This is a genomic window from Paraburkholderia sp. WS6, from assembly GCF_030464835.1.
Classification (GTDB): domain Bacteria; phylum Pseudomonadota; class Gammaproteobacteria; order Burkholderiales; family Burkholderiaceae; genus Paraburkholderia; species Paraburkholderia madseniana.
Map to the genome: position 1 here is coordinate 59,932 of NZ_JALQCK010000001.1, position 22,036 is coordinate 81,967.

Annotated in this window: 18 protein-coding genes and 1 pseudogene; 7 read left to right on the top strand and 12 right to left on the bottom strand. The window is 60.3% G+C overall.

Annotated elements, in window-relative coordinates:
* Nucleotides 1–12 precede the first annotated feature (12 nt).
* A complete protein-coding gene (locus tag M0D64_RS00235; RefSeq protein WP_266256237.1) occupies nt 13–1,134 on the bottom strand; it encodes a branched-chain amino acid ABC transporter substrate-binding protein in 1,122 nt (373 codons plus the stop codon).
* A gap of 144 nt (nt 1,135–1,278) precedes the next feature.
* Between M0D64_RS00235 and M0D64_RS00240 the strand changes: the two genes are divergently transcribed.
* Entirely contained in the window at nt 1,279–3,522 is a 2,244-nt protein-coding gene (locus M0D64_RS00240; protein ID WP_266256238.1) for a N,N-dimethylformamidase beta subunit family domain-containing protein, read from the top strand.
* Nucleotides 3,523–3,551: 29 nt separating this feature from the next.
* Here the strand turns inward: M0D64_RS00240 and M0D64_RS00245 are convergent, their stop codons facing one another.
* Nucleotides 3,552–4,154, bottom strand: a complete 603-nt coding sequence (locus M0D64_RS00245) for an NADPH-dependent F420 reductase (protein WP_266238147.1) — start codon at nt 4,152–4,154, stop codon at nt 3,552–3,554.
* A 167-nt stretch (nt 4,155–4,321) separates the two neighbouring features.
* On the opposite strand from M0D64_RS00245, the gene M0D64_RS00250 reads away from it, so the two are divergent.
* The 5 genes from M0D64_RS00250 to M0D64_RS00270 all read left to right on the top strand — a co-directional run bounded on the left by M0D64_RS00250 (nt 4,322) and on the right by M0D64_RS00270 (nt 9,663).
* Complete coding sequence (locus M0D64_RS00250) at nt 4,322–5,251, top strand: LysR family transcriptional regulator (RefSeq protein ID WP_266256239.1); 930 nt, start codon at nt 4,322–4,324, stop codon at nt 5,249–5,251.
* Between the two features lie 321 nt (nt 5,252–5,572).
* Nucleotides 5,573–6,412: a transporter substrate-binding domain-containing protein gene (locus M0D64_RS00255; protein ID WP_266256478.1), complete on the top strand. Its 840-nt coding sequence runs from the start codon at nt 5,573–5,575 to the stop codon at nt 6,410–6,412.
* Nucleotides 6,413–6,487: 75 nt separating this feature from the next.
* Nucleotides 6,488–8,014 (top strand): amino acid ABC transporter permease/ATP-binding protein, encoded by a 1,527-nt coding sequence (locus tag M0D64_RS00260; RefSeq protein WP_266256240.1) that lies wholly within the window; start codon nt 6,488–6,490, stop codon nt 8,012–8,014.
* 8 nt (nt 8,015–8,022) lie between these two features.
* A complete protein-coding gene (locus M0D64_RS00265) occupies nt 8,023–8,697 on the top strand; it encodes a GntR family transcriptional regulator (RefSeq protein WP_171925841.1) in 675 nt (224 codons plus the stop codon).
* A 111-nt stretch (nt 8,698–8,808) separates the two neighbouring features.
* On the top strand, nt 8,809–9,663 hold the full coding sequence (locus M0D64_RS00270) for a DUF1989 domain-containing protein (protein WP_054040108.1): 855 nt from the start codon (nt 8,809–8,811) through the stop codon (nt 9,661–9,663).
* Nucleotides 9,664–9,719: 56 nt separating this feature from the next.
* Here the strand turns inward: M0D64_RS00270 and M0D64_RS00275 are convergent, their stop codons facing one another.
* From M0D64_RS00275 to M0D64_RS00300, 6 genes are all read right to left on the bottom strand, one after another.
* Complete coding sequence (locus M0D64_RS00275) at nt 9,720–10,994, bottom strand: RNA polymerase sigma factor (protein ID WP_266256241.1); 1,275 nt, start codon at nt 10,992–10,994, stop codon at nt 9,720–9,722.
* Nucleotides 10,991–11,362, bottom strand: coding sequence for a YciI family protein (locus tag M0D64_RS00280; RefSeq protein ID WP_266256242.1), 372 nt, complete (start codon nt 11,360–11,362; stop codon nt 10,991–10,993). The genes M0D64_RS00275 and M0D64_RS00280 overlap by 4 nt, the downstream gene beginning before the upstream one ends.
* 126 nt (nt 11,363–11,488) lie before the next feature.
* The gene (locus M0D64_RS00285; RefSeq protein WP_266256243.1) at nt 11,489–12,571 is read right to left on the bottom strand and encodes a low specificity L-threonine aldolase; all 1,083 of its coding nucleotides are present in this window, start codon (nt 12,569–12,571) and stop codon (nt 11,489–11,491) included.
* 153 nt (nt 12,572–12,724) lie between these two features.
* Nucleotides 12,725–13,540 (bottom strand): AraC family transcriptional regulator, encoded by an 816-nt coding sequence (locus M0D64_RS00290; RefSeq protein WP_266256244.1) that lies wholly within the window; start codon nt 13,538–13,540, stop codon nt 12,725–12,727.
* 74 nt (nt 13,541–13,614) lie between these two features.
* Nucleotides 13,615–14,832, bottom strand: a complete 1,218-nt coding sequence (locus tag M0D64_RS00295; protein ID WP_266256245.1) for an MFS transporter — start codon at nt 14,830–14,832, stop codon at nt 13,615–13,617.
* Nucleotides 14,833–14,945: 113 nt separating this feature from the next.
* Nucleotides 14,946–15,380 (bottom strand): helix-turn-helix domain-containing protein, encoded by a 435-nt coding sequence (locus M0D64_RS00300; RefSeq protein WP_093635082.1) that lies wholly within the window; start codon nt 15,378–15,380, stop codon nt 14,946–14,948.
* A 157-nt stretch (nt 15,381–15,537) separates the two neighbouring features.
* On the opposite strand from M0D64_RS00300, the gene M0D64_RS00305 reads away from it, so the two are divergent.
* On the top strand, nt 15,538–16,536 hold the full coding sequence (locus M0D64_RS00305; protein ID WP_154557842.1) for an aldo/keto reductase: 999 nt from the start codon (nt 15,538–15,540) through the stop codon (nt 16,534–16,536).
* Nucleotides 16,537–16,737: 201 nt separating this feature from the next.
* Here M0D64_RS00305 and M0D64_RS00310 read toward each other — a convergent pair whose 3' ends face one another.
* From M0D64_RS00310 to M0D64_RS00325, 4 genes and pseudogenes are all read right to left on the bottom strand, one after another.
* Nucleotides 16,738–17,352: an ankyrin repeat domain-containing protein gene (locus tag M0D64_RS00310; protein ID WP_266256246.1), complete on the bottom strand. Its 615-nt coding sequence runs from the start codon at nt 17,350–17,352 to the stop codon at nt 16,738–16,740.
* A gap of 71 nt (nt 17,353–17,423) precedes the next feature.
* Nucleotides 17,424–18,911: a catalase gene (locus tag M0D64_RS00315; RefSeq protein WP_266256479.1), complete on the bottom strand. Its 1,488-nt coding sequence runs from the start codon at nt 18,909–18,911 to the stop codon at nt 17,424–17,426.
* Between the two features lie 735 nt (nt 18,912–19,646).
* Nucleotides 19,647–20,552: a LysR family transcriptional regulator gene (locus tag M0D64_RS00320; protein WP_266256247.1), complete on the bottom strand. Its 906-nt coding sequence runs from the start codon at nt 20,550–20,552 to the stop codon at nt 19,647–19,649.
* 52 nt (nt 20,553–20,604) lie between these two features.
* Nucleotides 20,605–22,033, bottom strand: a pseudogene (locus M0D64_RS00325) (thiamine pyrophosphate-dependent enzyme).
* Nucleotides 22,034–22,036 lie beyond the last annotated feature (3 nt).

The window sequence follows — 22,036 nt, forward strand, 5'->3', positions numbered from 1 at the left end:
TTAGTTGAGACCTTAGTTGCCGTACGTTACGACGGCGCCATCCTTGAATGTGTACACGGTCGTCGCCGAGCTTTTCAGATCATGATGTACGTCGAACGAGTACTCGCCGGCCACGCCGGTGTAGGCGGACTTGGCGAGTTGCGCACCAATTTTGGCGCGGTCGGATGTCGTGCCAGCCTTCACCATCGCGTCAGCCAACAGCTTCATGCCGTCGTAATAGCTCACGCCATACACCTGCGTATCGACGTTGAAGGTTGTCTTGTACTTTTTCAGGAACGCGCTACCTGCTGGCGTCTTGTCCAGCGAGACCCCGCCTTGGGAGCAATACGCATTCGTCGCTGCGGGACCTGCGATTTTGGCCATATCAGACGTACAGATTCCGTCGCCACCCAACAGCTTCGCCCGCAAGCCGAGCTGACGCATCTGTTTGACAAGTGGGCCGCTTTGCGACGCGTAGCCACCATAGAAGATGACATCGGGATTCGTCGCCTTGATCTGAGAGAGGACGCCCTTGAAATCGACGGCCTGACCATTCGTGTATTGCTGGTCGATAATCTTCAGCCCGCGTGCCTTGGCCACGCTCATGAACTCTTCGGCCACGCCTTGCCCGTAGGCCGACCGGTCATCCATGACTGCCGCTGTTTTCGCTTTAAGCGTATCGACGGCGAAATTCGCCATCGCACCGCCGAGTTGCCCGTCACTAGCTCCGATACGAAAGACTTCGTTAAAGCCTTGGAGAGTCAACGCCGGGTTTGACGCAACCGAAAGCATCGGGATGCCAGCGTTCTGGTAGAGCCTGGAGGCCGGAATCGCGACTCCGGAATTGTATGGGCCCAGAACTGCGGCCACCTTGGCGTCGACCAGCTTCTGCGCGACCTGCACCCCGATCCGGGGATCCGCCTGGTCATCTTGCGATACCAATTTGAATGTTACGCTTTTGCCGGAAATCGTTGTTCCGGCGCTATTCAGCTCGTCAACCGCCATGCGCGCGCCATTCTCGTTGTCTTTCCCCTCCGCCGCCTGGGGGCCGGTCAAAGGCCCGGAAACTCCAACAAGAACAACCTCTTGGGCGCTTGCGCTACCGAAGACGAGAACTGCAGCGACCGTCATTGCCGAATAGACCAATTTTTTCATCGCACACCCCAAGTGGTTAAAGTACACTGGACTCGATAGTGACCACTTTTGGTTCTATTTGCAACCATTGTAAAATAAAATCTCACAGGGGGTTTCCCCTGGCCGTAGGCGGTCGCAGAGCAGCGCCTGGAACCACGACCAAGAATGATTGATCATTTGACTATGACTACTTCAGACTCCCAAACTCCCGCGATCATCGGCTATGCAACCCCGTGGAGCGCACACGCTGGTCAGGAACTGGCGTTCAAAATCAGTTCGCGCGGCGCTCGCGCCTTTACGGCAGCTGTTGAGCGCATAGATTGTTGTGACCCAAACCCCGATGGGCCTGGGATGAAACTGGTCCCGATCGATGTCCGGCTGCAAAGCACCTACCCAGGACAGGAGCAGCCAATATTTCCCGGCTCCTGCGCTTACGGCCCGATGCCGGCTCTGGAGAACATTCAGCACATCAAGCTCTACCTGACGGTTCAACCCACGCTTGAAGACGCTTCCCTCCAGACATTGGTCGCTCTTCAGAACCACGATGGAACGCATGGTGTAACGATCGCTCTCACTCGCGGCGAACTTGTTTTCCAGAGCCTCGCGAACGGGGAGCTGATCACAACAGGCGTACCTGTCGCCGCCGATCTGTGGACAAATCTGCAGATATCGATCGACCGTGACGGGCACATCCGGGCGATTAGCTCCGGTACAAACGCACGCGAAGAGGCATTCAGGAACGTGGCGGACTTTGAAGTGCCGTTCTCTGCCGCCTCGTTCGACGCTACTTCCGTGTGCTTTGCGGCTGTCTGGACAGGATACCCGGAGCACGCCTTCAACGGCTTCATCGAAAGCCCGGAGTTGCGCGCGCCTAGCAACGATGCACGCGGCGATCAGCGCGAGGACATCCTGTTGGCACATTGGGACTTCACGCCAACGCTTGCTCACACGAGCGTACCGAACTGCCTTGATAGCGGAGCCCCGTTGACGCTTGTGAACGCACCAATGAGGGCAGTTCGGTCGTCGGGGTGGACCGGACGCGAGCTGGACTGGAAGCATGCACCGAATGAATACGCCGCGATCCGGTTCCACGCTGACGACCTGTCGGACTGTGGCTGGCAAACGTCGGTACATCTGAAAATTCCGGCCGACATGGCATCGGGTGTCTATGGACTGCGCGTGGACAATGGAGAAGGGGTCGATACGATTCCGTTTTACGTCACGGTTGCGCCGGAGGGGAAGCATGCGCGCATCGCGTTTCTTGCACCCACGCTGACTTACTTGGCCTACGCCAACAACGCTCGCGGAAATTTTTCGGGCGCGCTTGCCGATCGCGTGGACAAATGGGGCGGCTATCCTCACAACCCGGACGTCGTAACTGCATTTGGTACATCAACATACAACTCCCACAGTGATGGCTCAGGTATAAGCCTCTCCTCCCGCCTGCGCCCGATTCTCACAATGCGTCCAGGTTATCTGACGTTCCTTGACAAGCATGGCTCAGGTCTGCGCCACTTCTCCGCGGACTCCCATCTGACCAACTGGTTAAGGGAAAAAGGATTCGAATTTGATGTCGTTACGGACGAGGATCTCGATGAGCGAGGCGTCGACGCGTTGAAGCACTATGACGTCGTTCTGACCGGCTCTCACCCCGAATACCATACCCGCCGAATGCTCGATGCGCTCCTCGCCTATCGGTCTGCGGGTGGAAGCCTGATGTACCTTGGCGGAAACGGGTTCTACTGGAAAATCGGGCGCGCAGCGTCTGCACCGCATCTGCTCGAAATTCGTCGAGCCGAGGCGGGCATGCGGGTATGGGAAAGTCAGCCCGGTGAGTACTACAACCAGTTGGATGGCGAGTATGGGGGGATGTGGCGTCGAAACGGATTGCCGCCGCAAAAAGTTGCGGGAGTCGGGTTTACGGCGGAGGGAGATTTTCGGGGCACATTCTATCGCCGCACGCCGGCCTCGTTTGCCACCGAACATTCCTGGCTGTTCGCGGCGGTTAAAGCAGGAGCAGGAGAACCACTTGGAAACTTCGGCTTGTCTGGCGGCGGCGCTGCGGGCTTTGAAATTGATCAAACTGCGGCCGACCTCGGCACGCCCGCCTACGTGACAGTGGTCGCGTACTCCGACAATCACGACGCCAGTTTCGTGACCGTTCCCGAGGAGCTTCTCTTCAATCGAATGGTCGGCAAACCTAGAGTGCATAGCGGCATTCGAGCCCACATGATCTGCGGCTTCAGCCCGAGCGGCGGCGGACTATTCGCAGTCGGCTCAATCTCGTTTCTCGGCAGTCTCTACTGCGCCGGTTATGACAACGACGTCTCGCAAATCGTCGAGAACTGTTTGCGCCGCTTTCTGGCCGTCTCCCACAGCTCCCGCAAGTTGCCCTTAAAGCAAGTTTGAAAGGCGCGGTTTTCCGCGCCTTGGTTTGCTTATCCAAACTTGACGAAATTGTGCACCGGCAGCGGGCCGCCCGGAATTTGAACTAACTTGCCCCCGGCTTCGAGCGAACCCAGGTCGATGCCGAAGAAACCGAGCTGCTCGATCAGTCCGCTCACTGCCGCTTTCGCCTGCCCGTCGTCTCCCGCGAAGAACAACACGCGGCGTCCGCCTTCGGCCTGCGGATCCTTCGAAAGGAGATGTGCCGGAAGATGGTTGAACGCCTTCACGACGCGTGCGCCCGGCACGAGTTCCGCGAAGATTCCGCTCGACGTCCGGCCATGCAATTCAGCCGGTTTGAACAGCGGCGGCTCGATCGGGTTGTTCGCGTCGATCACGATGCGTCCGCCGAAGTCCGGCAGCCCGGCCAAGGCGGTCGGCAGCTTCGTCCAGTTGACGGCGACAAGGACGATGTCCTGCGCGGCCGCCTGTTCGCGCGTTCCCGGCGTGATCAAGGGGCCGAGCTCGCGTGCGAGGTCGGCGAGTGAGGCAGGGCCTCGGCTGTTCGCGATGACGGCTTTGAGGCCTTTGCCCGCCAGCGCTCTCGCGAACGCGGACCCGATGGCGCCTGCTCCGATGATACCGATGGTGCTCATAACGATGCTCCTGGTGAAGAGTGATCAATCAAGTGATAAGCCGGCAAGGAGAGGGACATCTGAGGTTCACTCCCGGGGCTAGGTGACTGAATGTTGCCGCCTTTATTGCTTGATGATTAGCTGTGAATCGCTTGAATTATTTTCAAGCAATGCTTTAAGATTCCTGGATGGAAACCCTCGCCAACCTCGAGTCGTTTGTCCGTAGCGCCGAAACGGGCAGCTTCTCCGCGGCCGCGCGGCGTCTTGCGCTGACGCCCGCCGCGGTCAGCCGGAACGTTGCGCTGCTCGAACGCAATCTCGGCGTGCGGCTGTTCCAACGCTCGACGCGCAAGCTCACGTTGACCGAGGCGGGCGAGCGCTTTCTCGTGGAAATCGGCGGCAATCTGGACGCGCTGCAGGCGGCAATCGCGTCCGTGTCGAACGATCGCAGCGAGCCGGCCGGCGTGCTGAAAGTCAGCATGGCGCCAACGTTCGGCATCACGTACGTCATGCCGCTGCTGCCGGCGTTCCTCGCGCGCTATCCAATGATTCGTCCTGATTGGCACTTCGAGAACCGGCCGGTTGACCTGATTGAAGAGGGATACGATGCCGCGCTGGGTGGTGGCTTCGATCTCGCCCCGGGCGTCGTGTCGCGCGCATTGGCGCCTGCGCATCTCGTGGCGGTCGCGTCTCCGGCATACATGGCCGGCCGCATCACACCGGCCGATCCCGGCGATCTTGCGAACCTCGACGGCATCGTGATGCGCTCGAGCCGCACGGGCCGCGTGCGTCACCGAACCATGCGTAACGCAGTGGGCAATGAGATGCCCGCACAGCTTGGCGAGACCATCATGGTCAATGACCCGGCAGCGATGCGCGAGGCAGCGATTCTCGGACTGGGCGTGACGCTGCTGGCCGTGTCGGACGTGCTGTCGTCGATTGAACGGGGGGAACTCGTGCGATTGCTACCGCGCTGGTACGCGGACGCCGGGGCGATCTCGATCTACTACGCGACGCGAGCGCTGCTGCCGGCGAAAACACGGGTGTTTGTCGATTTCGTTGTCGAGGCGTTCGAGCGGGAGCGGTTGGCTGAGAGGTTTGCGGGCAGCATTGGGTGAGTCGCGCCGCGCAGGCACGCTCCCTTCTTCCCCACGAAATGCACCGTTCCTGAACGCGTTCGCCGGTAACACGCGCAGGCGCACGGAACCGGTGCGCCGACGACAGCCGCGCCTCCGTTAAAGACCAGCCCGCGTCTCCCTCACAGCCACACCAGACCTACATCACAGCGCGCTCACCCACCTCCTCGCTTCCTTGGCTCGGATCCTGCTTATGCATGAATTATTGTTGAACAATATTTTTTCTATTGTTCAACAATGTATATTACCTCCACCCCGACGAGCGAGAACTCCATGAAAGCCCAACCTGATCTGAAAACTGTCATGCCCTCCCTGCCGCGGGTCGCGAAGTGCGCCGCCGCGCTCGCGCTATTCGCCGCGTCTCACGCGTTCGCCTCGAGCGGCGCGCCGACCGTGGCGCCCGGCAAGCTGACGATCGGTGCGGATCTGACATATCCGCCCTACGACTACGTGCAGGACGCAGACCCCGCCGGCTTCGATCCCGCGTTCATGACGAAGCTCGCCGGGCACCTGAAGCTCCAGCCCGGCTTCGTCGACACACGTTTCGCGAATCTGATCCTCGGCGTGAACGCCAATCGCTTCGACGTAATCGCGTCGGCGCTCTACGTGACGCCGGAGCGCGCGAAACAGATCGACTTCGTGCCCTACCTGAAAACCGGCGGCTCGCTGCTCGCCTTGAGCCACACCGGTTTTGAGCCGAAGAAGCCAGAAGATCTGCGTGGCAAGCGCGTGAGCTCGATCAAGGGTGCGTCGTGGATTCCGAAACTCAACGACGTGTCGAAGCAGGTCTGTACGCCTGCGGGCCGCGGCGCAATCGACGTGCGCGAGTTCGAGACTTCGCCGGAAGCGGCCCAGGCCGTCCTCTCGCACGCCGTCGACGCGCAATTCGAAGACTCGGCCGTCGCGCAAATGACCGTCAACAAGCTCGGCGGACGCGTGGCAATTACGTCGACGACCCCGCTCTATCCGGTCGTCATCGGGCTCGGCGTCAAGAAAGGCAATGACGCGCTGCTCGGCCAATTGAAGAGCGCGTTTGCGTCGATGAAGCAGTTAGGCGAATACCAGGCGCTACTCAAGCAGTACAACGTCGCCGAACCGACCGGCAATGACATTGCCCAGGCGCTCGGTACGGCATCGAACTAACTGCACGTTGCGCGCTCAGCCTGAGGCCGGGCACTCGCCCGCGCCCTCGTGGCTGCGCGTCGTAAGGGGAAGCACATGGTATTCGACTGGCACTACACGGCTTCGCTGTTGTTCGACGCCGCCTTCTGGAAAGCCACCTGGCTCGTCGTCGAACTGAGCGCCGCGACCTGGCTGATCGGCATTGTCGCGGGCTTCGCACTCGCGCTCGGCAAACAGTCTGCGTTCATGCCGCTACGCGTGGCGTGCAGCACCTACATCTGGCTCTTTCGCAGCCTGCCGCTGCTGGTGCTGCTGATCTTTGTCTATAACTTGCCGCAGGTGCTGCCCTGGACGGGCGGCCTGTTGTCCGACCCGTTCTGGGCCGGCCTGCTGGCGCTTTCGATCAGCGAAGCGGCCTACATCGCCGAGATCCATCGCGGCGGCCTGCTGTCGCTCCACAAGGGCCAGCTCGAAGCGGGCAAGGCGCTCGGTATCCGCTTCGTCGGCCTGCAGCGGCTGATCGTGCTGCCGCAGGCGTTTCGCGTCGCGCTGCCCTCGCTCATTAACGAGTACGTTACGATCGTCAAACTGACGTCGCTCGTGTCCGTCATTTCGCTCGCGGAAATCCTGCTGGTTGGCGAACGCCTGTATACGCAGAACTTCAAGGTGCTGGAGACGATGCTGGCCGTCTCGTTCTACTATGTGCTGATCGTCACGGTGTTCGGCCAGGCGCTGAAGATGCTCGAAAAGCACCTTGATGTCACGCTCCGCACGCGAGCTGCGAATGCCGTCATTCCTGTGGAAACACCGCGGCCTGTGCAGGCAGCAAAGGACGTTCGTACCGCGCGAACAAGCAGCGCGACGCGTTCGCTGGAAGCCATCGGCATCCGCAAGCGCTACGGCGATCATGAAGTGCTCAAGGGGATCGACTTGACCGTGCGCGCAGGAGAGGTGGTGTCGATCATCGGCCCGTCGGGTTCGGGCAAGACTTCGCTGATCCGCACGCTGAATGGCCTCGAGACGCTCGACGGCGGCGAAGTGCGCCTGCATGACAAGGCGTTCCTGTGGCCGCCGCGTGCGAGGCATGGCAAGGTGCCGCATGCGAAGTACATGCGCGGCATCCTCGATATCGGCATGGTGTTTCAGAGCTTCAACCTGTTTCCGCATAAAACGGTGCTGCAGAATGTGACGCTTGCGCCTCGCTACCACGGGCGTCTGAACGGGGCCCCGCTCGACGAATCCGGCATGCGCCTGCTGGCAAAGGTAGGCATGGCTGCGCATGCGCACAAGTATCCGCATCAGTTGTCCGGCGGTCAGCAGCAGCGCGTCGCGATTGCGCGGGCACTGGCGATGCAGCCCTCGATTGTTCTGTTCGACGAACCGACTTCGGCGCTCGATCCGGAACTGGTCAACGAAGTACTGAAGGTCATTGAGGGACTTGCCCAGGAAGGCATGACCATGATTATCGTCACACACGAAATCAACTTTGCGTTCCGTATTTCAGACCGTATCGTGTTCATGGAAGCGGGCACGATCGTGAGCGATGCGCCGCCGCGCGAACTCGCGACGCTCGACAAGACTTCGCGTATCGCCAGCTTCCTCAAAGACGTCCACCTTGCATAAAACACCGTATGCCCACCTCGCAATCAACTGTTACCCCCCTCGCTGGGCAGGAGCCCGAGCAATCGGTCACGGACCGGATTCTGTCGACGATCCGCAACGAGATCATTGAAGGCAAATTGCCGCCGGGCACCGCACTCGTCGAGAACGACCTCACCCAGGCGCACGACGTCTCGCGCAACACGCTGCGTGAAGCGCTGCGTCTCTTGTGCCGTGAAGGGCTCGCGGTGCATTACCGGCATCGCGGCGTGATCGTGCGCACCCTGACGCGCCACGATGTGCGCGACATCTATCGGGTGCGGCGCACGCTCGAACTGCAAGCCCTGATGCGCGAGGACCCGATTGAGGAAGATGAAATCGCGGCGATGCGCGACGCAGTCGTGCACGCGCAAGCGGCGGCGGACGAAGGCGACTGGCGCAGCGTCGGCACCTACAGTTTGCTGTTTCACCGGCGCATCGTGCAGTTGCTCGGCAGCCCGCTGTTCGACACATTCTTCACGACGATACTGGCGCAACTGCGCCTCGTGTTTGCCTCGGCCCCCGACGAGCGGCGCTTCCAGCGTCCCTGGATTGCGAAGGATCAGGAAATTCTCGAACTGATCGCGAGTGGGCGCACCGCCGAGGCGAGCGCCGCGCTCGCCGGTTACCTGAAGCAATCGGAGCACGCCCTGCTCGATTACCTTTGATTCGTTGCCTCTCATTCCGGCTTAGTCCACCGATTCACGGCTACTGCTCAAACAGGCGATAGTGCGTGACAAGCGCAGCCTGTCCGTGTGCTTTATCAAGGAGTCTCCATCATGTTGAATTACCCCGCCGCCTATCAATCCACCAAGGGATCCGCGCTCGACCCCGACAAGGCGTTTTATGGTCGCATCGCCTCCGAACACGATACGCGCACACTGGTCGAATCGATCGTCGTGCCCATCCGCTCGGGTCAGGCATGGACCGTACCGGCTGGTCATGTGTTTCGGATCGTCACGATTGAAGGTCCGCAAGTGGCCGACCTGAACATGTGGAATCTGCACAACCCGCGCGAGCGCATGTGGGCCTCGCGCACGCGCCAGTTGCAGCAGGCGCATGTAAGCACCTTCGACCGTTTGTGGTCGACGCTACCCTTCCTGCGTCCCATGGTGACGATCACCGACGACAGCCTCGCCGACTACGGCGTCGACGAGCATGGCGGCCGCGTTCACGACCTGCTCGGCACGCGTTGTGATCCGTACGTGAACCGCATGCTGACGGGTGAGGATTTCCATTTCCACTGCCACTCGAACCTGACGCGCGCAATTGCTCCGTATGGCTTGACCGAATACGACGTGCACGACGTGCTGAACGTGTTCCAGTGCACCGGGCTGAATCTCGAAGACAAGTACTTCATGAAAGCCTGTCCCGCGAAGAAGGGGGATTACCTCGAATTTTTCGCGGAAATCGACCTGCTTTGCGCGTTGTCGACGTGCCCGGGCGGCGATCTCTCGTTGCCGATGTGGGGACCCGACGCGCGCGATCCGCTGGAGGTATGCCGTCCGCTCGGCATCGAGATCTACCGGCTCGCTCCGCAGATGCTGGAGGGGTGGACCTCGCCCGCGGTCGCCGCGTACAAGGGGCAGCACGGGATGACACTGCAGCAGCCGCAGTGGAAGTGCGGGTGTTGAGGATTCCGCGTCGGCGCAAGGATTGCAACCTCGCGTAGCAAACGCAACGCGCCGATCTAACTTCTCGCCGAAGACAGCGCGATGCGCTTGCCCTGCAGGAACCGGCGCACGGCCGGATCACGCTCGAGTCCGATCGCGAGATCGTACGCGCCGAGCGCTTCGGCCGTCGCGCCGGCACGCGCGAGCAGATCGGCGCGCGCGGCCCAGTACGGCTGGTAGTCGGCCAGCCGCGGATCGTTCGCATACGGCGCGAGCGCGTCGAGCGCCGCCTGCGGGCCGTCCCGTTCCGCCAGGGCGAGCGCACGGTTCACCGCAACCACCGGCGATGCCGCAATCGCGAGCAGCGCATCGTAGAGCTGCACGATCTCGTCCCAGTTCGACCGATGCGTCTGACAGCGGTAAATGTGCGCTGACTGCAGCGCGGCTTCGAGCTGAAAGCGTCCGATTGCGTTGAATGTGCTTGCGCGCCGCAGCAATGCGTTGGCTGCGTCGATCATCGGCGTGTTCCATGTCGCCGGATCCTGAGCCGAAAGCGGCACGTAGTCGCCGGCCGCATCGCGTCGCGCATCGCGCCGCGCCTGCGCATACAGCATTAGCGCGAGCAGACCCAGTGCCTCTGGCTCCTCGGGCAGCAGCTCAATGAGCAGTTGTGCAAGAAACAGGGCCTCGCCGACAAGATCGCGCCGCTCGGTATCGCCGCCGACCGGATCGGTCCATCCTTCCGCGTACGCCGCATAGACCGCTTCCAGCACGGCAGCGAGCCGGCCGGGCAACTCCTCGCGCTCCGGTACGCTGAACGGAATGCCCGCTTCGCGGATCTTGTTCTTCGCCCGCGCGAGGCGCTTGCTCATCGCGGCGGGCGACATCAGGAACGCGGACGCAATCGTCTTCGCTTCGAGCCCCAGCACCACCTGCAGCATCAGCGGCGTGCGAATCGCGGCCTCGAGTGCAGGGTGTGTGCACGCGAACAGCAACGCAAGCCGGCGGTCGGGCAACACGCCTGCTTCATGCTCGTCGATCTCGTCGGCGAGGATCGCGAGCTGGTTTGTTACTTCGTCGCCGACATGTCGATGGCGCGCGCCATCGATCGCCCGGCGGCGCGCAACCGTCATCAGCCACGCCTCGGGATTCGCGGGGCAGCCGCGCTCGGGCCAGTCCGCGAGCGCGGCTGCAAACGCGTCGGCGAGCGCGTCCTCGGCGGCGGCGACGTCGCGCGTGCGCATCGCCAGCAGGGCGACGAGCTTGCCGTAACTGCGGCGAGCGACCGCCTCGGCAATCGAACGCGCGGCGCCGTCAGCGTCACGGCCGCCGCCGCCGCCGGACGGACTCATGCAGCAGATGGCGCGTCGTAGGGAGCAGTCCAGACCGGGCGCACTTCCATGAGGCCGTGCGCCGCGCCGGGACAACGCGACGCCCACGCGATTGCCGCGTCCAGGTTGGGCACCTCGATCAGGTAGTAGCCGGCGAGCTGCTCCTTCGAATCGGAATACGGCCCGTCAAGCACCTGCGGCTTGCCGTCGACGAGCCGCACCGTGGTGGCCGTGTTGGTGTTCTGCAGCCGGTTGGCGCCCACCAGCACCTCCGCTTTTTTCAACGATTCGGTGTACGCGTGATACGCGGCGACGCCTTGCTGCCGCTCGCTGTCGGTCATCTGGTTCCAGCCGTTTTCCTGCGAATAGATCATCAATAGGTATTGCATATGAGCCTCCGTCATGGGGTTAGGGCGGGTGAACATATCGGGCCGCCATGACAATGACGCTCGGGCGGCATGCTAACGGACAGGTGGTGGCGAAAAATTCAGAGTGGCACGCGCGATCTGCTCCTGTCAAACGCCGTGCGCCGGCACCGCGCGCGTCACATGCGCCAGCAAATTGTCGACATCCTCAATCGTGGTGGAGAAGGAAGTCACGAACCGCACAACGTTTTGTTCCCAACGATCGTGATAGAACCCGAATCCCGCCTGAAGCAGCGATTGGATGGCCACGGAAGGCAATCGACAGAAGATAATGTTGGCCCCAGTCGCGCCGAGCACCTCAACGCCGCTCAACCCCGCGAGTCCTCGGCTCAGGTGCTGCGCGGCGTCGTTGGCCTGGCGTGCGTTGCGCAACCAGAGATCGTCGGTCAAGTACGCGTCGATCTGCGCCGAAAGAAAGCGCATCTTCGAGAACAGATGGCCCGCGCGCTTGCGACGGTAGCCCATTTCGGGTGCAAGGGATGCATCGAACAGCACGATCGCTTCCGCTGCGAACACACCATTCTTGGTCGCGCCGAACGACAAGGCATCGACCCCGGCCTTCCACGTCATCTCCGCAGGCGAACAGCCGAGGGACACTAGCGCATTGGCGAATCGTGAGCCATCCATATGAAGTTTGATGGAAGATGCCTTGCAGACGTCCCCCAGCGCTTCGATCTCGGCCAGTGTGTACACGCCACCCTCTTCCGTCGCCTGCGTGATGCTCGCGCAGGACGGCTGCGTCGAATGCACGTCGCCTACCTTCACGCGAGCCGCGCCATGAAGACTTGCGGGGTCTATCTTCGCTGATTGCCCGTCCACGGTGACCAGCTTCGCGCCATTCGTGTACCACGCGGGCGCGCCGCATTCGTCGTTGTTGATATGGCTCGACGGATGGCAATAGATGTTGCCCCAAGGCGGCGTCATCGCGCTCAGGCACAAGGAGTTGGCGGCGGTGCCGGTCGGCACGAGAAACACGTCGACTTCGCGCTCGAAGATTTCGCTCAGTTTGCGTTCGACGCGGGCAGTGAACTCATCTCCTCCATATGGGCTCGCTTGCCCGGCGCTGCTCGCCGCGATGGCTTCAATTACCTCTGGCGACGCGCCCGCGATGTTATCGCTCGTAAAACCCAGAGCCGGCGCCCTGGCAACGTGTGATCGATTACTGCTGTCCATTGTCCTATCCTCAACTCGACGGGAGGAGAACTTCCCCCCGGATTGGCGCATCCTATGTCGAGTGAGGCCGCCGGACTTGTAAAAAATTGATCAGTCGCGCAGCCACAGGGCGAGATTGCGCTGAACCTCGTGCTCTGCCGCCAACTGCGCGTCTTACGCCCTGTAGCACGACGGCGCGACGCCGTATGCCTGCCGGAAAGCGCGATTGAAGTGGCTTTGATCGTAGAACCCGACTTCCTGAGCGACTGTTGCGATCGCTTGCGAGCTTCGCGACAAAAGCGCACAAGCCCGCTCGAGACGAAGACGGAGCAACCACGCGTGAGGCGTCATCCCCACGGTCTGCTTGAATTGCTTGAGGAACTGGAACCTGCCGAGTGAGCACAACGCGGCCAATTCGTCCAACGTGATCTTGTCGCTGAGATGACTGAAGCAGTAGTCTCTGACGCGTTCCCACTGAATGCGCGAGAGCGAGCCCTGGACCGTTTCAGGCACGATCGCGCGCGATTGACTCAACAGGCATTCCAGCAACGTGAGCCATTCCGTCTGCATCTCGAGACTGCTCGCGGCGTTGCACCGTCGCATCGCATCGTGCAGTCGAAGAAGATGGCCCGCGAGCAACGGATCCTCAAGCAAGGCGCCGGCGAATTCCGGCTCGCGATGAAGGCCGCTGATCTCCTCCGCCACGCTTGCAACGAGTTCGCGCGAAAGGCGGAAAGTCTTGAGCGTGGATTGGCTGCCGTCCTCCACGATTCCATCGTGAATCTCGCCTGGCGGCATCAGAACGACAGTCCCGGGTGCGTGCAGTACGCTCTTTCCGTTAACTCTCTGGCGCTGCACCCCGTCCGTCACCAACCCGACGTGGAAATCGAGGTGAAAATGGCGGTCGAAACTGAAATCCGCAAAGTGTGCGGTACTCAGCACCAGGCCGGGTATCTCGGACACTTGCTGGAACTGGACATTTTCAGTCATGGAACAGGGGGTGATGGCACGTGTTGGCGGACGTCAGCAAAGTATAGCGCTGCCGAATTCGAGCGGCTTCGTGTTCAGTCACCGATCACTCGCGAATCTTGCCCCGTATCCGCCTGCTCACGCATCAGCAGGAGCAGCGCGATAAGCACAAGCACTATCGTCAAGCCAACGAAGAGCAACGTCGCGCGTTGAATGTCGGCGAGCTGCACGGCGATGCCAAGGCCGATCACAGGTAGTGAGATCGCCACATAAAGCACGAGGAAAAAGCTGGACGTGACTTCCGCTCGCCTGTGCGCCGGCGCCGCGGACGCGATCTCGCCCAACCCGGCGCGAAAGCTGATGCCTTGCCCGATTCCTGCCAGGGCGGTGCCGAGCAAAAGCGCACCGAGCGAGCGCTCCGGCACGCACAGACCAACACATATCAGTCCCACGACGAGTCCAACGCAGCCAGCCGCTTGCCTCCATCGGGCAGTAATGACCGTCTGCACGATTTGCCCGAGTGCGGAGCACGCGAACAGCAGGAACACGATCGCGCCAGTCACGATGCCGCTGTGAAAACCGAGTACGACCCGAATCAGTTGTGGAGCGACAGCCGCAAAGAAGCCCACCACGACGAAACCGGCAAACCCCGCCAGCGCGGCAGGAATAAACGCACGGCGTACTTCGGCAGGAAGCGAAATTTTCTGGATGCCGAGCTTCACGCGCGCAGACATCGTAGCGGTCTCCGGCACGCCAAGGACGACCAGCGCGGCGACACCCACCAACGCGAGATGCGCGGCATAGGGCAGGCGCATCGGCCAGGGGAATAGTTCGACGAGGATGCCGCTTAGCAAAGGACCACAACCCAGCCCGAGCATATTGGACGCCGTAGCCGCGAGCATGGCTTTGCCGCGCCACGCAGGCGGCGCGAGTTCGATCACAGCTACGGTGGCGGTTCCTGTGAAGATGCCGGCGGAGATTCCCGACAACAGGCGGCCGAGCATCAGCAGCGCCAGCCCGTCGCTGAGCAGGAACATCAGCGCTGATGCGGCCGACGCAAACAGTCCGGCCAGTAGCATGCGACGACGGCCGAGCTGATCGGACCAGTTGCCGACCAGTAGCAGTGCACCCAGCACCCCGATTGCATACGAGGCATAGATCACCGTGATGATGGTCGGGGTAAAACCATACTGCAGTTGGTAGTACCGATAGATTGCCGTCGGTAGCGTTGTGCCCATCATGTTGATCGCGAACGTCAACGCGACAGCCAGAAATGCGATCGGGGATCGCGGTGTGACAGAATCTGCTTTCATGAAACGTCCCAACGGTTGCTCGAAGACTGCGCGCAATTATGGGCAATTTCTCACGGCCTTGCTGGCGGCTCGACAGTGGCGGTCAGCTTCGACCTCGCATTACGACGGCGGCGCTAAGCGATCGGCACATCACGCGGGCGCAGGTGATCGACCCGCTTTTCGCCGTGGTCGAACTCGCGCCGCGCCAATTCCATTTCGCTCATATGGACTTCGACCCAATCCCATATCCCGCAGATCTTGTCGAGCAGGCTCCGCCCCAGCGGCGTCAGCTGATAGTCGACCCGCGGCGGGATCACCGGATGCACGTAGCGCGTGACGAGGCCGTCACGCTCAAGCTGTCGCAATGTCTTGGTGAGCATTTTCTGGCTCACGCCCTCCACCACTTCGCGCAGCCGCGAAAAACGCATCTCGCCGTGCGTACCGAGCGCGTCGATGACGAGGATCGTCCACTTGTCCGCGATCTGCTCGATGATGTTCCGCGCCAGGTCATCGGTTTTTTTTTGCGGATTGTCGTGCGCGTAAGCGCCGTCGTAGCAATTAGTTTCCATGGGGAAAGTATGAAACCGTCAGGTGCCTTCTTGTGATCGCCGGATGCCGCTGAAATAATCGGCTCTCCTGCCCGTCCGATGGGCACGTCGCCGTTAGTCAGATCGCATTCGACCCGGATGTGGTGCTTTACGTAGTGCTTTGATTAGAGAGCTTCACATGACTATTGAAACAATCGCAATTGAAGGTTTAACGACCCCCGTCTCACGCATCGGCCTTGGCACCTGGGCGATCGGCGGATGGATGTGGGGCGGCACCGATGAGAAAGACTCGATCGCGGTGATCCGCCGGGCGCTCGACAGCGGGGTCAATCTGATCGACACAGCGCCGGTGTACGGCTTCGGCGCATCGGAGGAGATTGTCGGCAAGGCGTTGGCCGATGGATATCGGCACAAGGCGGTCATCGCGACCAAGGTCGCATTGGAATGGCACGACGGTGCGGTGTTCCGCAATTCGTCGCCAGAGCGCATTCGTCAAGAAGTAGAGGATACGCTTCGGCGCTTGCGGACAGATTACATCGATCTGTATCAGGTCCACTGGCCCGATCCGCTGGTGCCGATCGAAGAAACCGCCGCGGTGCTCGACGATCTGCGCAAGGAAGGCAAGGTACGGGCGCTGGGCGTCAGCAACTTCTCGCCTGCGCAAATGGATGCGTTCCGGCGCGTGGCGCCGCTGTCGACCACGCAACCGCCGTACAACCTGTTCGAGCGCGATATCGATCGCGACGTGCTGCCGTACGCAAAACAGCATGGGCTCGTCGCGCTTGCCTATGGGGCATTATGCCGCGGGCTGCTGGCGGGGCGCATCGGTGTCGAGACGCGTTTCGAGGGCGACGATCTGCGCCAGCGCGACCCGAAGTTTCGCGAGCCGCGTCGCGAGCAGTATGTCGCGGCCGTGAAAGCGCTGAACGTGTTCGCGCGCGATAACTTCGACAAGTCGGTGCTCGCACTGGCGGTGCGCTGGGTGCTCGATCGCGGCCCGACGATCGCGCTGTGGGGCGCACGTCGTCCGGCGCAGTTGGACGGGATCGAAGATGTGTTCGGCTGGCGCCTCGACGAGAAGGCGTTCGAGCAAATTGACGCGATTGTCGCGCAGTTCGTCAAGGATCCCGTTGGGCCGGAATTCATGGCGCCCCCGGAACGTGTGCTCGTAGCGTGACAGGGAGCCATCGAACATGCGAACCCATCGACGCACCTTCATGCTCCATTCAATCGGCGCGGCGGCGCTCGCGATTACGGGGCGCCCCGTCTGGGCAGGCAAGAGCATGAACGGCGTGCGCAGGTAGGCGATGCCAGGCAGCGCCGACGGTGGATAGTGCGTTGTTGAAGCGGGCGTGATCGGCGGTTTATCCGCCACGTCTCATTGTGTCGCGCCGGCGTGCCGCAATGCATCCTCCGCAGCCGGGTTGTGTTGTGCGATCGCCATTTGCAACGCGGTCCCGCCGCGCGCATCGACATGATTCGCGTTGGCGCCGTGCGCGACAAGCACCGGAATCATATCGAGTCGGCCGAATAGCGCGGCAAACGACAATGCCGTTTCCCCCGCGTTGTTGGTTTGATCGATGTCGCAATGCGTGTCGAGCAACATCGTTGCAATATTCGTCTCGCCTTTGAAGAGCGCCCCCATCAGTGCCGTGTTGCCATGCCGGTCGGCGGCGCAAGCGTTGGCGCCTGCAGAAAGAAGCGCCTTCAATGTCTCCGGGTGATTGTCATACGCGCTAAGGATCAGCGCGGTATAGCCTTCGGGCGTTGTTGTCTCGAGCGGGAAATGCGCGTCGATCAACGCCTGAACGATATCCGTGCGTCCCGCACGCGCCGCGACAAACCAGTCTTCGGTGAAACGCGGCGTGTCCGTCACGGCCGAATACGTTCCCGGCTGATACACATGCTGTGCGCAACTCGCCGTCAACAGTGCGGCCAGGGTGGCGACCGCCACGGTCCGAACAAGGCGCCGGGCAGTGAAAGAGCATTGCATTACGTTCTCCGTAAGAAAGCCTGTTTAGTCATTTGTTGGGAAGCCTGCTTGCGCAGGCTCCCGTGCATGCTTCAGTTATCGCTCAGGTGTGCGGCCGCATCCTTCACACGGGTGACATCCGCGTTGGTCGCACGCGCGAGACGGGTACCGTAGTCGGCATCAGCCTTATAGAAGTACGAGAGCATTGCGTACTTGTTCGCGTCGTTGGTCACGCGGCCAAGGTCGCCCGACAGCGCCGTGATCAGATCTGTCTTGCCGGTCTCGGACAGCGTCCGGTAATACTCGCCGGCCTGACGGAAGTCGAGCGTCTTGTGGATCGCTCTTTGCTGGGTTGTCCCCTTCAGCGGCGTCTGTACGGACTTGTACTTGTCCTGCTGTGAGATTTCGGCGACTCCGGATGGCTCGTAGTTCACTTCGCCCTTTCGATCCCCCTCATTCATGAAGCCGTCCTGGTTGTTGTTGTGGACCTGAACGACCGGGCGGTTGATCGGCAACTGGTTGTAGTTCGGGCCGAGGCGATACATCTGCGTATCGGCATAGGAGAACAGGCGACCCTGCAACATCCGGTCCTCGGAAGGCTCGATCCCCGGCACGAGCCGCGACGGCGCGAAAGCCGATTCTTCCGTGGACTCGAAATAGTTGTCCGGAACGCGGTTGAGCGTCATCGTGCCCACCTTCTGCTCCGGGATGGACGACGGCCACACCTTCGTGTCATCCAGCGCATCGAAATCGAATTTGTCCAGATCCTTCGGCGAGAGCACCTGGATGTAAAGGTCCCACTGTGGATACGAACGCGCCTTGACCGAGTTGTACAGGTCATTAGTCATCAGATTCCAGTCCGCGCCGATCGAATGCGGGATATCCTGGGGACGAATGCCTTCGACACCCTGACGGCTCTTCCAGTGAAACTTCACGTAGTGAACTTCACCTTTTGCATTGACGAACTTGAAGGCGTGCACGCCGTAGCCGTCCATGTGGCGATACGAATCCGGCATGCCCTCGTCCGTGTAGAGGTGCGTCAGCATGTTCGTCGCTTCGGGCGAATGGGCGAAAAAGTCGAACGCCAGATTCGGATCCTGCACGCCAGTCACCGCCGATGGTTTGTTCGCATGCACGAAGTCAGGAAACTTGATGGCGTCCCGAATGAAGAAGATCGGCCAGTTGATGCCGACCATGTCCCAGTTGCCTTGCTGCGTGTAGAACTTGATAGCGAAACCGCGCGGGTCTCGTGCCTGCTCGGGCGAGCCGCGATAGCCCATCACCGTCGAGAATCGAACGAAGACCGGAGTCTTCGATCCAGGCGTGAACACCTGGGCAGAGGTGAGGGAGCTGATGTCTGTAGTCGGCACGAACTCGCCATAGATACCTGTGCCACGCGCATGCACGACGCGCTCGGGTATGCGCTCGCGGTCGAAGCGCTGCAGTTTCTCGATGAGATGAGAGTCCTGCAAAAGCACCGGACCTTCGGGGCCCGCCGTCTGGGAGTTCTGGTTGTCGCCGACAGGCGACCCGCTATCCTGGGTCATATCCACGGCATACGCCGGTTGAGCGATCGCCATTGCCGAGACGATCGAGAAAATGCTTGCTGCAATCTGTGTCTTCAGTATTTTCACGTTGTATTCCTGGTTCAGGGGGAAACCGGAGGAATCCTATTACTCAGACATTCGATTATCCAATCTCTTTTTCCTATCATTTCAATAGCCACTGAATTCTCTTTGAAAATAAAAATTACAAAAATAAAATTGACAGCAAACACGAATTGTTCCGCAGAGCGATTGCAAACCCCATGACGAAAAAGTGAAATAAAAGATTATTCGAAATTTTGAAGAGAGAATCCGCCACGGGCCTTGTTGCATTGCCGTTTTCTCAACAATGACTCCGCGTCGCGCGTGTGGTGGCCCGCGTAGGCGCCGTGCGCGGTGGTGCTGTGTACGCTTTATTCATCTCGAGTAATTTCAACTGCATTTATTATTTTCACGCATACCCTTATGAATGATATGTTTTTATCCAGCATATCCACAAGACATTCAATTGTTTTATAAATGACCTTAACTTAAGCTTATCATTGCACGGAATAGCGATAATTAAATCAGGAACGCAGGCATGCGCGCCAATAGTTGGAGATGCCTTTCCTGATTTCGCCACTTGCCCCGAATGTGAATTGAGGCGTTATCGATAATCATTCCTGCAACAAAGCTCTGGCCGAGTCGTTTTCGATAGAGCGGAATGCACAGTAGATGTCGCCCGAGCACGGCGTGCCAACCGACTCCGATGTCATCGAGGGCTGACGCAAATCAGCTCTGATCAGCACGGTGAATCGAATACAAATCAACTAACCAGTCGATAAAAATGTCGACCCGCCGTGGCTTGGTTCGATTAGGCATATACACAACGGACACAGGGCGGGGATTCAACGGATAGTCTCTCAGCACCTTGCTCAATCGGCCGGCTCGCACATGAGCGTCGAGAATGAAAGTGCTCCCCTGTATCAATCCGAGGCCCGCAAGCCCACACGCCACGTAGGTATCTGCGTCGTTAACCAGGATCGCGCTCTTCAGCGGAACAGAACGGAGCTCGTTCCCCTCGAGAAACTCCCAACTTCTGATACGGCCTGACTTCATGGCGTAATTCACGCCGACATGATCGCCGAGGTCATCCAGGGTGAAAGGCTCACCATAGGCCCGGATATATTCGGGCGACGCGTAGGTCAGCGTTTTGTAATGCCCCACCGTTTTGGCAACCAGTCCAGGTTCGCTCACCGTTCCCACGCGCACCGCACAGTCGAGCCCCTCTTCGATCAGATCGGAGTGTTGATCGGCAATGCGGATGTCCAGTCGAATATCCGGATTGCTGGCGAAAAATTTCGGCAGCTCCAGGATAACGGTCGACTTCGCAACTAGCGAGGGCATGCTGACGCGGACTATTCCGCTTTTGTTTCCCCTGGAAGCCTGAGCGTCGGCGTCCATTTCATCCAAATCCCGAAGCAACGCGACGCAACGTTCGTAGTAGCGAAGGCCCGCATCGGTCGGCTTGCTTCGGCGGGTTGTTCGGATAAGAAGTTTCACGCCCAGATCCGACTCAAGGGCCTGAACCATACGGGTCACATAGACTGCCGACGTATGCAGAACTTCGGCAGCCCTCGTGAAGTTAGTCGCTTCGACCACCTTCACGTACACCTTCATTGCGGAAATCTTATCCATCGCTTGTAGTTACGTCGTTCTTTACATGTCGAGGTGCGTAGCAGGAATACGGCTAGAACATATCCGCAACCGCTTGACGCTCTGCGCCCTTCTCTCCGGGTTCTCGCTCGGACCGGGACGGGATAAACGGCCCGGTGATCATGTTCGAGTAGGTTTGCCCCGGCCCCACCATCGGAAACACATCAGCGTCCTGGTCGACCATCACCTCGAGGAAAGCCGGTCCGTCAAATTCCACGAAAGCCTTCAGTTTGTCCTCAAGTTCGCTCTTTGCTTCAACGCGACAGGCAAACTCAAACCCGTCGGCCCGAGCCGCCATGACAAAATCCTTGCGATGAAGCGACTTATCGCTCACGCACAATCGCCCCTCGTAAAAGAGACGCTGCCACTGCCGGATCATCCCGTCACCGAGATTGTTGAGCAGCAGGACTTTGACGGGCACGCCGTAAGTGGTTGCCGTCTCCAGGTCGCCAATATTCATGCGAATGCTGCCGTCACCATCGATATCGATCACGAGGGCATCTGGTCGCGCCAGTTGGGCACCAATCGCGGCGGGCAGCCCGAAGCCCATCGTGCCCATACTCCCCGAAGTAAGAAAACTTCGCGGCTCGACGAAGTCGAAAAATTGCGCAGCCCACATCTGATGCTGGCCGACGCCAGTGGAGATGATTGCTCGCCCGCCGGTAATTTCACTGAGCTTTTCGACAACGAATTGCGGCTGAATGGCGGGATTGCTCCGGTCATAGTTCATACCGTAGACCCGCTTCAATTCCCTTATATGATCGAGCCAGTCCAAAGGCGCTTGCGCGACAGGACCGTGCTTCATCAGTGACAGCAAGGCATCCTTCGCGTCGCCTACATGGGTCCAGTGCGCCCGTTTGACCTTGTTGATCTCCGCCTCATCGATGTCGATATGCGCGACGTACTGCGCCCCAGGAGCAAATGCGTCAGGGCGGCCACCGGCCACCCGGTCGTCAAACCGGGCACCCACCGCGATCAGGAAGTCACAATCTTCCACCGCGTAGTTCGCACAGGCCATGCCGTGCATGCCCAGCATGCCAAGCCCCAGTTCGTGTTTCACGGAGAGTGCACCAAGACCCATCAACGTGGTCACCACGGGGATCCTGTAGCGCTCGGCAAACTGACGCAGTTCAGCCGTCGCGCCGGCCGCAATAATGCCGCCGCCGGCATACAGCAGCGGTCGCTTGCTCCGCGCCAGCAGATCGAAAAATTCGCTGCGCTTGTCCTCTTCCAGACGGGCGCCTTTGGCAACCTTTCGAAGACGGTCGGAGTAGCCTCGAAACTCCAATGTACCTTGGCCATGGTACAACCAGGTTGATCTGGCGCCCGGGATTCTCCGCGTGCATTTCATTGAAACGAAAGACAGCATCGTACGTCGGCAAGATCGCGCCGCCGCTATAGCCGAATACCGTATCGACGCTCTGTTCGCTGAGCACGTGCAGGATGATGTCGGCGCCCGACATCGA